This is a genomic window from Acidovorax sp. GW458-11-26-14-TSB4, assembly GCF_059423865.1.
The window spans coordinates 419,582-431,475 of the sequence record NZ_JBWKYR010000001.1; the positions used below are offsets into that span (position 1 = coordinate 419,582).

The following is an 11,894-nucleotide window of genomic DNA, read 5'->3' on the forward strand; positions in this document are numbered from 1 at the left end:
CTCAGCGGTACAGCGCTTCGATCTCGGCGGCGTAGGTCTTGTAGATGCTGGAGCGGCGCACCTTCATGGTGGCGGTGACCTCGCCGTCGTCGTGGTCCAGTTCCTTGGTGAGCAGGTGGAACTGGCGGATCTGCGAGACCTGGGCCAGGCGCTCGTTGCCGCGGCGGATCTCGGTGTCGATGAGTTCGCGCACCTCGGGCGTTTCCACCAGCGAGCGGAAGTGCGTGAAGGCGATGCGCCGCGCCTCGGCCCATTTGCCCACGGTCTCGAAGTCGATCATCACCAGCGCGCCGACGAACTTGCGGCCCTCGGCGACGATGATGCATTCCTTGATGAAGGGGCTGCCCTTCATGGTGTTCTCGATTTCCGAAGGGGTGAGGTTCTTGCCGCCGGCCGTGATCATGATGTCCTTGAGCCGGTCCACGATCTTGATCTGGCCGTTCTCTTCACGCACCACGTCACCGGTGTGCAGCCAGCCGTCGACGATGCTCGCGGCCGTGGCCTCGGGGTTCTGGTAGTAGCCCGCGAACACCATGTCGCCGCGCAGCTGCAGCTCGCCGTTGTCGGCGATGCGGTGTTCCACGCCCAGGATGGGCACGCCCACGGTGCCCACCACCACTTGGTCCAACCGGTGGCCGGTGACCATGCCGGTGGATTCGGTCAGGCCGTAGACCTCCACCAGCGGCAGGCCGAGCACGCGAAAGAAGCGCACCACATCGGGCGGGATGGGCGCGGCCCCGGTGAGCGCCACGCGCGCATCGCGCAGGCCGATGAAGTTCTGCAGCGCACGGAACACCAGCCAGTAGCTGGCGGCCGATGCCAGGCGCTCGCCCAGGCTCCAGGCGCTGCGCGGCTTCTCGGCCAGGGGCTGGCAGGCGGCGAAGGCGCGCTGGAACAGCCGGCGGCGCAGGCCCCCGGTCTCCTGCAGCTTGATGTGGATGGCGGCGTGCATCTTCTCCCAGATGCGCGGCACGCCCAGGAACATGGTGGGTGCCACCTCGCGCAGGTCTTCCTGCACGGTGCGGATCGATTCGCCGAAGTTCACCTGCGAGCCGATGTACACCGGCACGAAGCTGGTGAGCATCTGCTCGGCCACATGGCACAGCGGCAGGTAGGACAGGTGGGTGGTGGCCGCGTCGAGCTGCAGCCGATCCACGATGCCGGGCACCACGCCGCGGATGTTGCGGTAGCGGATCATGGCGCCCTTGGGCTTGCCGGTGGAGCCCGAGGTGTAGATCATCAGGCCCAGGTCGTCCAGGGTCTGGCGCGCCAGCGCCTCGTCCACCAGCGCCTGTGAGTCCGCTGCGGCGCCCAGCGCCTCGACCTCGGCGAAGGTGGCGATCAGCGCGCGCGCCTCGGGTGCGAAGCTGCGCAGGCCCTTGGTCTCGATGACGATGATCTTCTTCAGGCGCGGCAGCTCTGGCAGCGCGGCGAGCAGCTTGTCGGTCTGCTCCTGGTCCTCGCAGACCATGACTTCGATGTCGGCATGGCCGACCACGTAGGCCACCTCGTTGGTGGGGCTGGTGGGGTACACGCCCACGGTGACTGCGCCGACCAGGCCCGCGCCCATCTGCGCGAGCACCCATTCGATGCGGTTCTCGGAGATCACGCCCACATGGCCGCCGGCCGGCAGGCCCAGCGCGCGCAGGCCCAGGCCGAAGTGGCAGGCGCGCTCGTGATAGCGGGCCCAGGTGAAGGGCTTCCAGATGCCGTAGTCCTTCTGCCGGATGGCTACGCGGCCCGGCTCGGTGCGCGCGCGCTCGCGCAGCATCTGGGGCAGGGTGAGGTCGGGAAGATTCATGACAGCCAACGCTTCCTGCGCTTGTAGTGCTTGATGTCCTTGAAGCTTTTCGCTTCGCCGCTGCCGCCCATGCCGAGGTAGAACTCGCGCACGTCGGGGTCGTTGGCCAGGCGCTCGGCCGGGCCGTCGATCACGATCTTGCCGTTCTCCATGATGTAGCCCTGGTGGGCCACGGCCAGGGCCACGGTGGCGTTCTGCTCCACCAGCAGCATGGAGGTGCCGCGCTCGGCGTTGATGCGTGCGATGATGGTGAAGATGTCTTCCACCAGCTTGGGCGACAGGCCCAGCGAGGGCTCGTCGAGCAGGATCAGCTGGGGCTGGGCGATGAGGGCGCGGCCGATGGCCAGCATCTGCTGCTCGCCGCCCGAGAGGTACCCGGCCAGGCCCTTGCGGCGCTCGTGCAGGCGTGGGAAGTAACTGTAGACGCTGTCGAAGTCGGGCTTGGCATCGGTGCGGCCGGTGAGCGCATAGGTCGCGGCCACCAGGTTCTCTTCGACGGTGAGGTCCTCGAACACACGCCGGCCCTCCATCACGTGCGAGAGGCCGCTGCGCACCAACTGCTGCGGTGCCAGGCCCGCGGTGGGCTGGCCGTTGAAGCGGATGCTGCCCGACTCCACCGTGCCGTCTTCGAGCGCCAGCAGGCCCGAGATGGCCTTGAGCGTGGTGGACTTGCCCGCGCCGTTGCTGCCCAGCAATGCCACGATCTGGCCGCGCGGCACGGCCAGCGACAGGCCGCGCAGGGCCTGCACGACCTGGTTGTAGATGACCTCGATGTTATTGACTTCGAGGACATGGTCCGGCGTGGCGTGCGCGGTCATGGCAGGCTGGTCACAGTTTGATCCAGTCGGAGGCTGCGACCATCTTCTGGGCCTTCATGTCCGCGCGGTACACGCGCCCCACGGGGATGGAGTTGCCGCTGATGGTGATCGGCACGCCGATCAGGCCACCGGTGTCGAAGTCCTTGATGCTGTTGAGCGCGGCCTTGAGGTTCTTGCCGTCGAGGGGCTTGCCCGCATCCAGGCAGCGCTTGGCCGATTCGGTGAACAGCATGGCAGCGAGAAAGCCCTGGATGTAGGCCGTGCTCTGGTACTCGGGGCGCAGCGCGCGGATCTTCTCCAGCATGGGCGCCTTCTCGGTGTCGTAGTAGTAGCGGTAGGGCATCACACCCATGAAGCCGTCGGCGGCCTCGCCCATCTTCATCACGGTGGAGCTGTCCATGGTCCAGAAGGTGCCCATCCACTTGCTGGTCATGCCCTGCTGCTTGCCCTGGGTGATGAACTCGGGAATGGGGGCCAGGATGTAGCCGTGGAAGATCGTGTAGTCGGGCGCGGCACGGCGCAGCTTGATGACCTCGCCCGAGACGTCTACGCTGCCTGCGGGCGTCATGATCTTGACGGGCACCGACAGGCCGAGCGCCTTGGCGGCGGCCTCGCTCTTGTCGATGGGGTCGCGGCCGAATTCCGAATCGGAGTACACGAAGGCCACCTTGGCGCCGGGCTTTTCCTTGGCGATGTGCTTGAGCAGGATGCCGAACATCTCGGTGTAGTCGGGCCCGACGAGGAACTGGTTGGGGTACTTCTTCGGGTCGTTGAGCTCGCTGGCGAAGGAGGCGCCGGCCATCAGCGTGGTGCCGGCGCGGTCGAGCTCGGGATTGATGGTCTTGGAAAAGCCCGTGGAGTCGCCGTAGTAGAGGTTCACCTTGTTCTGGCTGGTGATCTTCTTGTAGGCGGCCACCGAGACGTCGACCTTGTAGCCCGTGTCCTCGGGCACGTACCTGAGCTTGCGGCCCTTGATGCCGCCGGCGTCGTTGACCATCTTCACGTAGTCGCCGATGCCGGCGTTGATGCCCACGCCCGCGAAGGCGAACACGCCGGTGAGCGGGATGGAGCCGCCGATCACGATGTCCTCGCCGCTGGCCTGCGCGGTGGCGGTGAGCGGCGCGGCGAGCGTGGCGCCGGCCGCGAGCAGCAGGGAGCGGCGGCGCTGCGATGCAAGGGCTGGGGTGGTGGTTTGGGGCATGGTGCTTGTCTCCTTCATGGTTTTTTGGCTGCGGCGGGGCCCGTCAATTGCGGAACGGCCACAGATGGAAAAAGCGGCGAATGCGCCGCCACACTTCTGCGAGCCCCTGTGGCTCGAACACCAGAAATCCGATGATCAGCAGGCCGAAGACCACGGTGCGCACGGGCGAGAGGAACACCGTGAGCTCGTTGCCGCCGGGCAGCAGGTCGACCACCAGCTTGAGCAGCTCGGGCACCATGGTCATGAACACCGCACCCAGGATGCCGCCCAGGATGGAGCCCATGCCGCCGACGATGATGGCCGCCAGGAAGAAGATGGACATGAGCAGCGGAAAGCTCTCGGGCGTGACCACGCGGAAGAAATAGGCCCACAGCCCACCGGCCAAGCCCGCATAGAACGAAGACAGGCCGAAGGACAGCAGCTTGTAGCGCAGCAGGGGGATGCCCAGCACCTCGGCCGAGATGTCGCGGTCGCGGATGGCGATGAAGGCGCGGCCCACGCGCGTGCGGAACAGGTTGGCCGCGCCCAGCAGCATGAGCACGGTGACCGGCACGATCACCCAGTACAGGCGGAACGAGGTGTCGAGCGCCAGGCCGAAGAACTTGGCCGGCGGCACGCTCAGGCCGCCGGTGCCGCCCGTGAACTTCCAGTTGGCGAAGATGAAGTGCGCGATGAAGGATGCCGCGATGGTGGCGATGGCCAGGTACAGGCCCTTGACGCGCAGCGAGGGGATGCCCACGACGATTCCGCCCAGCATGGCCACCAAGCCGCCGGCCAGCAGGTTGAGCACGAAGGGCGTGCCCGCGCGCGTCTCCAGCACGGCCACGGTGTAGGCCCCCAGGCCCATGAAGGCGGCCTGCCCCAGGCTCACGAGGCCGGTGTAGCCGGTGAGGATGTTGAGGCCCGTGGCGCTGGCGACGTTGATGCTGACCAGGCAGGCCAGGTAGAGCCAGTAGTCGCTGGCCATGAAGGGAAAGAGCAGCAGCAGCGCGGCGGCCACGGCGAGCCAGACCTTCTGCGTGCGCGAGTCGAACAGCGCCGCGTCGGCGACGTAGCTTTCCTTGAGGGTTCCGATGCGCATGGCGGGCCTTACAGACGTTCTATTTCGTGCGTGCCGAACAGGCCGTACGGACGCACCAGCAGCACGGCCACGAGCACGATGAAGGTGGCCAAGAGCTTGTATTCGCCGCCCAGGTAGGCGCCCGCCAATGCTTCGACCAGGCCGATGAGCAGGCCGCCCAGCAGTGCGCCGAGCACGCTGTCGAGCCCGCCCACGATGACCACCACCAGCACCGAGAGGCCGAACACGCCCATGCTCGACGAGATGCCGCCGATGGAGCCGACGATGATCCCGGAGACCGCGGCGATCATGGCCGAGGCCACCCAGGCCAGCGAGAACACGCGCGGCACATTGATGCCCACCGAGTAGGCGGCGGCCTGGTCGCTGGCCGTGGCGCGCAGGGCCACGCCGCCGCGCCAGAAGCGGAACACCAGCAGCACCGCGGCGATGAAGGCCACGGCGATCATGGCGCCCCAGAACACCTTGGGCGCGAGGAAGGCATCGCCCACCATGATGGGCTTGGTGGGCATGAATTCGGGCAGGCGGCGCTGGTCGGCGGTCCAGATCATCTCCACCAGGCCCACGAGCACCGAGGCCAGGCCCACGGTGACCATGAAGACGGAGATCGGCGGTTCGCCCAGCAGCGGGCGGATCATGGTGCGCTCGATCACCGCGCCCAGCAGGCCCGATCCCAGCACCGCGGCGGGAATGGCCAGCCACAGCGGCATCGCGAAGGTGGCGGCGAAGGTGAAGAACAGGTACGCGCCGACCATGAGCAGTTCGCCGATGGCGATGTTCACCACGCGCGTAGCCTTGTAGACCATGACGAAGGCCAGCGCGGCCAGGGCGTACAGGCCGCCGCCGGCAATGCCGGTGAGGCTGATCTCGAACAGGTAGGCCCAGTCCATCATGCGCTGGCCCCTTGCTGCGGTGTGGCGGCTGCTGCCTGGAACCGGGCGCGCAGGTCGCCCACGTTGCCCGCGCCCAGGTAGGCGCGGACCACCTCGGGGTTGGCCTGCACCTGCCCCGGCGTGCCCTGGGCGATGACCTGGCCGAAGTTGAGCACCACCACGTGGTCCGACAGGTCCATGACCATGCCCATGTCGTGCTCGACCATGAGCACGGTGACACCCCATTCGGCGCGCACGTCAAGGATGAAGCGCGCCATGTCCTCGGTCTCCTCGCGGTTCATGCCGGCCACGGGTTCGTCGAGCATCAGCACCTCGGGCTGCATGGCCAGTGCGCGGGCCATCTCCACGCGTTTTTGCAGGCCGTAGGGCAGGGCCGAGACGGGCGCGTGGCGGATGTGGTCGATCTCCAGGAAGTCGATGATGCGCTCCTCGATGTCGGCGCGCAGGGCGGCCTCTTCGCGGCGCGCGCGGCCCACGTAGAGCAGTGCGTCGAGCACGTTGGTCTTGAGGTGCGCGTGGCGGCCGAGCTTGATGTTGTCGAGCACCGTCATGCCGCGGAACAGCGCGATGTTCTGGAAGCTGCGCCCCAGGCCCAGCCGGGCGCGCCGGGGGGCGGGCACACGCGTGATGTCCTGGCCCTTGAAGCGGATGGCGCCGCTGGCGGGCCGGTAGAAGCCCGAGATGGTGTTGAACAGCGAGGTCTTGCCCGCGCCGTTGGGGCCAATGACGGCGGTGATGGAGCCGGCCTGCACGCCAAAGCCCACGCCGGTGAGCGCCTTGACCCCGCCGAAGGCCAGCGTGACGCCGTCGACCGCGAGCAGCGGCGCTGCCGTGGCGGGGGGAATGCCGGGTGGGTGTGTCTCCATTGGCTTTCTAATGCGGGTTTGTGCTGACCGGAAAACTCTCGCCAAGGTGGCGGAAAAGTTCTACTTGTGCGTAAACTGTTTACTCGCGAGTAGATTCTGGAAGGCACTGCGCCCCATCAGCATCCGTACTTTCCCGAGGAACCAGCCTGCCATGCCCAGCCCCACCGTGTCGCCCCCCCGCAGTGCCGACCCGCGCCCGCCCGCATCGCCCTGGGCGCCCGCGTCCCACCGCGAACAGCAGCGCGAGGCCAAGCGCAATGCCGTGCTGCAGGCGGCGGCCCAGCTGTTCAACGAGCGGGGTTTCCATGCGACCTCGCTCGACGACATCGCCGCGCGGCTCAATGTGACCAAGCCCACGCTGTACTACTACGTGAAGAACAAGGACGAGATCCTGCTGCAGTGCGTGAGCAAGGGGCTGGAGATGATGCTGGAGGGCATAGCCGGTTCGCGCGCCGCCGGCGGCAAGGCCATCGACCAGCTCATGACCTGCATGCAGGTCTATGCGCGCATCGTCACCGAGGATTTCGGCAAGTGCCTGATCCGCGTGGGCGACGAGCAGCTGCCGCCCGAGAGCCGGGTGGAGCTGCGGCGCCTCAAGTCCGCCATCGACAAGGAATTCCGCCGCCTGGTGGCTGAAGGGGTGGAAGAGGGCTCGCTGCAGCCCTGCGACCCGAAGATGACGGCCTTCGTGATCGCCGGGGCGCTGAGCTGGATCGGCCGCTGGTACCAGCCCGGTGGCGAGTACACGGCCGAGCAGGTGGCCGGGCAGTGCATCGAGACGCTGTGCAAGGGGGTGCTGCGGCGCACGGACCAGGCCGTGGCCAAGGTGCCTGTCAGGCGCGTGCGCAAGGCCGCACCTGCTGCTGCTGCTGCTTCACCGGCGGCGCGCAAGCGCGCCTAGTGCTTCTGGGCAGGGAGCTCCCCCGCCAGGTCATCGAGGATGGGGCAATCGGGCCGCTCGTCCCCATGGCAGCACGAGACCAGCGTCTGCAGGCTGCGCTGCATGGCCTGCATGGCGGCGATGCGCTCGCCCAGGTCGGCGATGTGCTCCTGCGCGATGCGCTTGACCTGGCTGCTGGCGCGGCTGCGGTCCTGCCACAGGGCGAGCAGTCCGGCGATCTCTTCCATCGAAAAGCCCAGGTCGCGCGCGCGGCGGATGAAGCGCAGGCCGTGCACGTCGGCCTCGGTGTACTGGCGGTAGCCGCTGTCGGTGCGCGCCACGCCGGCCACGAGGCCCAGGGATTCGTAGTGGCGCACCATGCGCGCCGAAACCCCGGCGCGGCGCGCGGCCTCGCCGATGGGCACGGGCCAAGCCGTCTTGCTCATGCCGTGACGGCGTAGCCTTCTTCGGCGATGGCCGCGGCCAGCGCTGCGCGGTCGGCGCTGCTGTGCGCCACGTGCACGCTGCCGCTGGCCCGGTCGATGCGCACGCTGGCATCGGGGTCCACGCCCTGCACGGCCTGGGTCACGGCGCGCTCGCAGTGGCCGCAGGTCATGCCCTGGACCTGGAAGTCGTGGCTGGTGGTGCTGGATGCTGTCATGGAAGGCTCCTTGCTGAAAGTGGATGGGATGGCAGGGAGCGTAAACCTTCACATGGTGGCAAGGTCAAGCGCCATGCCAAGACCTTGGTGCGAACCACCTTTTTTCAGGCCTATTTGGGCCGGGCGCGCTTCACGTGTGCATCGGGGCGCGAGAGCCGGCCTGCGCGCAGCTCGCCCACGGCCACCGCCAGGGCCTGGGCCGCGCCGCGGATCTCGGCCTGCATGGCCTGGTCCCGGTCCAGCACCTCGTGGCTTTGGGCATAGCTTTCGTAGTAGCCGATGTAGCGGTCCAGCCGCGCGGCCTGGCCGGCGTCGATGAAGCCCATCCAGTCGAGCCAGTCCGACAGGGCGCGGCGCGACATCTCGATGCCGGCCACGTCGCCGTGCACGGCCACGGCATAGGTGCGGCCTTCCAGGTGCTTGGGATAGCCCCAGCCAGCGAGTTCCAGCGCCTTGGCTTCGGCTGACTTCTTGCCGTGGGTGCTGGTGGGATCGGGGTTGCCGCCGTCGGCGCAGACCAGGCGGTCGATCATGAGCTTGAGCGGGCTGGGCGACTGGTACCAGTACACGGGGGTGATGATCATCACGCCGTGCGCGGCGGTCCAGCGTTCGTAGATTTCGTTCATCCAGTCGCCGGTCTGGCGCATGGCGTGGTTGGGGTAGCAGCTGCACGGAAAGTGGCACAGCGGCATGGCGGTGGAGACGCAGCCCTTGCAGGGGTGGATGTGGCGCCCGTAGTCGGAGGTGACGCGGCTCAGGTCGAGGAGGTCGACCTCGATGTGCTCGGCCGCCAGCACGTCGCGCGCCATGTTGAGCATGCGCCAGCTCTTGGAGATCTCGCCGGGGCAGGTGCCGTCGTTGCGGGCCGAACCGCAGACCAGCAGCACGCGCGAGGGGCTGGCCGGATCGGCCCAGCGCTGGCGCGCCGCGTCGATGCGCTCCTTGGCCTCGATCCAGTCGACGGACAGGTCGTAGTCCGGGTCGGCATAGCCGGGTCCGGCCTTGCGCGTGCGCGGCGCCTTGCGGTTGTCGTCGTAGTTGCGCCAGGCAATGCCCTCGATGCGGTCCAGGGCGTCGGCGGCCTCGTCGGCAAAGCGCGGGTCCTGGAAGTCGAGCAGAAAGCGTTCGCGGAATGCGGCGCGGTCCAGCGGCTCTGGGGCCTGGCCGGTGCGCGCCCGTGGGGGTGTGGGGCTTGTCATGGATGGATTCGACTACCGGCCACCCGGCGTCCGTATCGGACAAGGCGCCGACTTGATCTGGGGCAAGGGCTTGACCTTGACATGATGGCAAGCTGTAACTTCCATGCCATGAACACGACGACCCTTTCTCCTTCCTCTTCTGCTGCAGTGCAACAGCAGCAGTTCGACTTCGGCATTGGCGGCATGACCTGCGCGAGCTGTGTGGGCCGTGTGGAGCGCGCGCTGCGCAAGGTGCCCGGCGTGGAGGACGCTGCCGTCAACCTGGCCACGGAATCGGTGCGCGTGGCCATGGCGGTGCCCGAGGGAGCCGATGCCGCGGCGCTGGAGGCACAGTTGCGCCGGGCGGTGCGCAATGCGGGTTATGAGCCGCTGGCCACGGGGCAGGGCGAGGCGGCCGAAGACCTCTCTGCCTGGGCGGGCTTTCTGCCCGTGGGCGTAGGGCTGGCGCTGTCGGCCCCGCTGGTGCTGCCCATGGTGGGCGACCTGTTCGGGCAGCACTGGATGCTGCCGGCCTGGCTGCAGTTCGTGCTGGCCACTCCCGTCCAGTTCATCCTGGGCGCGCGTTTCTACAAGGCGGGCTGGCATGCCGCACGGGCCCTGTCGGGCAACATGGACCTGCTGGTGGCCGTGGGCACCAGCGCGGGCTGGGGGCTGTCGGTGTGGCTGTGGCTTACAGCCCATGCAGGCCACGCCCCGCACCTGTATTTCGAGGCCTCGGCCGTGGTGGTCACCCTGGTGCTGCTGGGCAAGTGGCTGGAGGCGCGCGCCAAGCGCCAGACCACGGCGGCCATCCGCGCACTTCATGCGTTGCGCCCCGATGTCGTGCACCTGCTGGGCAAGGCCGGCGAGGTGGATGTGCCCGTGGCCGAGGTGCTGGTGGGCGACCGGCTGGTGGTGCGCCCGGGCGAGCGCATCCCCGTGGACGGCACGGTGCACGAGGGCCACACGCAAGTGGACGAATCCATGCTGACCGGCGAGCCCCTGCCCGTGGCGCGCGACGTGGGCGCACCGCTCACGGGTGGTTCGATCAATCGCGACGGGCGCATCGTGATGGCGGTGACGGCCGTGGGCGCCGAGACGGTGTTGGCGCACATCATCCGCCTGGTGGAGGACGCGCAGGCCGCCAAGGCGCCGCTGCAGCGGCTGGTGGACAAGGTCTCGGCCGTGTTCGTGCCTGTGGTGCTGGCGATTGCCCTGGCCACCCTGCTGGGCTGGCTGTGGGCCGGCGCGGGACTGGAGGCGGCGCTGATCCATGCCGTGGCGGTGCTGGTGATCGCCTGCCCCTGTGCGCTGGGCCTGGCCACGCCGGCGGCCATCATGGCGGGCACGGGGGTGGCGGCGAAGCACGGCATTCTGATCAAGGACGCGCAGGCGCTGGAACGCGCGCACCAGGTGGACACGGTGGCCTTTGACAAGACCGGCACGCTGACCGTGGGGCAGCCGCGCCTGATCGCCTTTGAAGTCGTGCCGGGCGTGGAAGAGGGCGGGGCCCTGGCGGCGGTTGCCGCCGTGCAGAGCGGCAGCGAACACCCGCTGGCGCGTGCCGTGGTGCGCGCGGCGCAGGAACGCGAGCTGGCCCTGCTGTCCCCCGATGCCGTGCGTGCCGTGCCCGGGCGCGGCACGGAGGGCGAGGTGCGGGGCGCCAGCTACCTGGTGGGCAGTCTGCGCTGGATGCAGGAGCTGGGGGTGGACATGGGACCGTTGGCAGATCGCGCTGCGGCCCTGCAGGCCGAGGGCGCCACGGTCTCGGCCGTGGCCGAGCGCACCCCTGGCGGCCTGGCACTGCGCGCGCTGATGGCTTTTGGCGATGAGCCCAAGCCCGGTGCGCGCGAGGCCCTGGCGGCATTGAAGGGCCGTGGTATCCGCACCGTGATGGTCTCAGGCGACAACCGTGGCGCTGCCGAGGCCATGGCGCGCCGCCTGGGTCTCGACCCTGCCGCCGGCGAGGTGATGGCCGAGGTGTTGCCGGGCGACAAGGCGGCGCGGGTTGCTGCACTGCAGCAGCAGGGCGGCCATGTGGTGGCCATGGTGGGTGATGGCGTCAACGATGCGCCGGCCCTGGCTGCGGCCGATGTGGGCATGGCCATGGGCAATGGCACGGATGTGGCCATGCACGCGGCCGGCATCACGCTGATGCGCGGCGATCCGCGGCTGGTGGCAGCGGCGCTCGACATATCGCACCGCACGGTGCTGAAGATCCGCCAGAACCTGTTCTGGGCCTTTGCCTACAACGTGGCCGGCATCCCCCTGGCGGCCCTCGGTTACCTGAGTCCGGTGGTGGCCGGGGCGGCCATGGCGCTCAGTTCGGTGAGCGTGATGGCCAACGCCCTTTTGCTCAAGCGGTGGCGCATGTGATAAACACGTATGGCGTATGGTCACAGTCACGTGGCAAACTGCAACGTTTTGTTGCAGGCCGGCGGATACGGGGGCGGGTTGCCTTTGCCATGCAGGGGCTTCCCGGCAGTCCGCCACCAGCACGTACACCTATTCAAAGGAC

11 protein-coding genes are annotated in these 11,894 nt (G+C 68.4%); 2 read left to right on the plus strand and 9 right to left on the minus strand.

Going from position 1 to position 11,894, the window contains the following annotated elements:
- Position 1: 1 nt before the first annotated feature.
- The 6 genes from AC07X5_RS01975 to AC07X5_RS02000 are packed head-to-tail and all read right to left on the minus strand — an operon-like array spanning position 2 to position 6,657.
- Positions 2–1,801 carry an AMP-dependent synthetase/ligase gene (locus AC07X5_RS01975; protein ID WP_494768855.1) on the minus strand — a complete coding sequence of 600 codons (1,800 nt, stop codon included), beginning with the start codon at positions 1,799–1,801 and terminating at the stop codon, positions 2–4.
- The gene (locus AC07X5_RS01980) at positions 1,798–2,619 is read right to left on the minus strand and encodes an ABC transporter ATP-binding protein (RefSeq protein ID WP_494768856.1); all 822 of its coding nucleotides are present in this window, start codon (positions 2,617–2,619) and stop codon (positions 1,798–1,800) included. The genes AC07X5_RS01975 and AC07X5_RS01980 overlap by 4 nt, the downstream gene beginning before the upstream one ends.
- Positions 2,620–2,629: 10 nt before the next feature.
- Positions 2,630–3,820, minus strand: a complete 1,191-nt coding sequence (locus AC07X5_RS01985; RefSeq protein ID WP_494768857.1) for an ABC transporter substrate-binding protein — start codon at positions 3,818–3,820, stop codon at positions 2,630–2,632.
- 43 nt (positions 3,821–3,863) lie between these two features.
- Positions 3,864–4,901: a branched-chain amino acid ABC transporter permease gene (locus tag AC07X5_RS01990; RefSeq protein ID WP_494768858.1), complete on the minus strand. Its 1,038-nt coding sequence runs from the start codon at positions 4,899–4,901 to the stop codon at positions 3,864–3,866.
- Positions 4,902–4,909: 8 nt separating this feature from the next.
- Complete coding sequence (locus tag AC07X5_RS01995; protein WP_409954673.1) at positions 4,910–5,791, minus strand: branched-chain amino acid ABC transporter permease; 882 nt, start codon at positions 5,789–5,791, stop codon at positions 4,910–4,912.
- Positions 5,788–6,657 (minus strand): ABC transporter ATP-binding protein, encoded by an 870-nt coding sequence (locus AC07X5_RS02000; protein ID WP_494768859.1) that lies wholly within the window; start codon positions 6,655–6,657, stop codon positions 5,788–5,790. The genes AC07X5_RS01995 and AC07X5_RS02000 overlap by 4 nt, the downstream gene beginning before the upstream one ends.
- Before the next feature lie 151 nt (positions 6,658–6,808).
- Here AC07X5_RS02000 and AC07X5_RS02005 point away from each other — a divergent pair, with 151 nt between their 5' ends.
- On the plus strand, positions 6,809–7,558 hold the full coding sequence (locus AC07X5_RS02005; RefSeq protein ID WP_494768860.1) for a TetR/AcrR family transcriptional regulator: 750 nt from the start codon (positions 6,809–6,811) through the stop codon (positions 7,556–7,558).
- Here AC07X5_RS02005 and cueR read toward each other — a convergent pair.
- From cueR to AC07X5_RS02020, 3 genes are all read right to left on the minus strand, one after another.
- Positions 7,555–7,983 (minus strand): Cu(I)-responsive transcriptional regulator, encoded by a 429-nt coding sequence (gene cueR / locus AC07X5_RS02010; RefSeq protein ID WP_494768861.1) that lies wholly within the window; start codon positions 7,981–7,983, stop codon positions 7,555–7,557. The two genes, AC07X5_RS02005 and cueR, sit on opposite strands and share 4 nt — an antisense overlap.
- On the minus strand, positions 7,980–8,198 hold the full coding sequence (locus AC07X5_RS02015) for a heavy-metal-associated domain-containing protein (RefSeq protein WP_409959964.1): 219 nt from the start codon (positions 8,196–8,198) through the stop codon (positions 7,980–7,982). Before AC07X5_RS02015 ends, cueR begins: the two co-directional genes overlap by 4 nt.
- A 110-nt stretch (positions 8,199–8,308) precedes the next feature.
- Positions 8,309–9,397, minus strand: a complete 1,089-nt coding sequence (locus AC07X5_RS02020) for a flavodoxin family protein (protein ID WP_494768862.1) — start codon at positions 9,395–9,397, stop codon at positions 8,309–8,311.
- 108 nt (positions 9,398–9,505) lie between these two features.
- On the opposite strand from AC07X5_RS02020, the gene AC07X5_RS02025 reads away from it, so the two are divergent.
- Positions 9,506–11,752: a heavy metal translocating P-type ATPase gene (locus AC07X5_RS02025; RefSeq protein ID WP_494768863.1), complete on the plus strand. Its 2,247-nt coding sequence runs from the start codon at positions 9,506–9,508 to the stop codon at positions 11,750–11,752.
- Positions 11,753–11,894: the final 142 nt, after the last annotated feature.

Coding starts and splice junctions, on each gene's coding strand:
- AC07X5_RS01975 (WP_494768855.1), bottom strand. CDS start 1,801: ATGAATCTTCCCGACCTCACCCTGCCCCAGATGCTGCGCGAGCGCGCG.
- AC07X5_RS01980 (WP_494768856.1), bottom strand. CDS start 2,619: ATGACCGCGCACGCCACGCCGGACCATGTCCTCGAAGTCAATAACATC.
- AC07X5_RS01985 (WP_494768857.1), bottom strand. CDS start 3,820: ATGCCCCAAACCACCACCCCAGCCCTTGCATCGCAGCGCCGCCGCTCC.
- AC07X5_RS01990 (WP_494768858.1), bottom strand. CDS start 4,901: ATGCGCATCGGAACCCTCAAGGAAAGCTACGTCGCCGACGCGGCGCTG.
- AC07X5_RS01995 (WP_409954673.1), bottom strand. CDS start 5,791: ATGATGGACTGGGCCTACCTGTTCGAGATCAGCCTCACCGGCATTGCC.
- AC07X5_RS02000 (WP_494768859.1), bottom strand. CDS start 6,657: ATGGAGACACACCCACCCGGCATTCCCCCCGCCACGGCAGCGCCGCTG.
- AC07X5_RS02005 (WP_494768860.1), top strand. CDS start 6,809: ATGCCCAGCCCCACCGTGTCGCCCCCCCGCAGTGCCGACCCGCGCCCG.
- cueR (WP_494768861.1), bottom strand. CDS start 7,983: ATGAGCAAGACGGCTTGGCCCGTGCCCATCGGCGAGGCCGCGCGCCGC.
- AC07X5_RS02015 (WP_409959964.1), bottom strand. CDS start 8,198: ATGACAGCATCCAGCACCACCAGCCACGACTTCCAGGTCCAGGGCATG.
- AC07X5_RS02020 (WP_494768862.1), bottom strand. CDS start 9,397: ATGACAAGCCCCACACCCCCACGGGCGCGCACCGGCCAGGCCCCAGAG.
- AC07X5_RS02025 (WP_494768863.1), top strand. CDS start 9,506: ATGAACACGACGACCCTTTCTCCTTCCTCTTCTGCTGCAGTGCAACAG.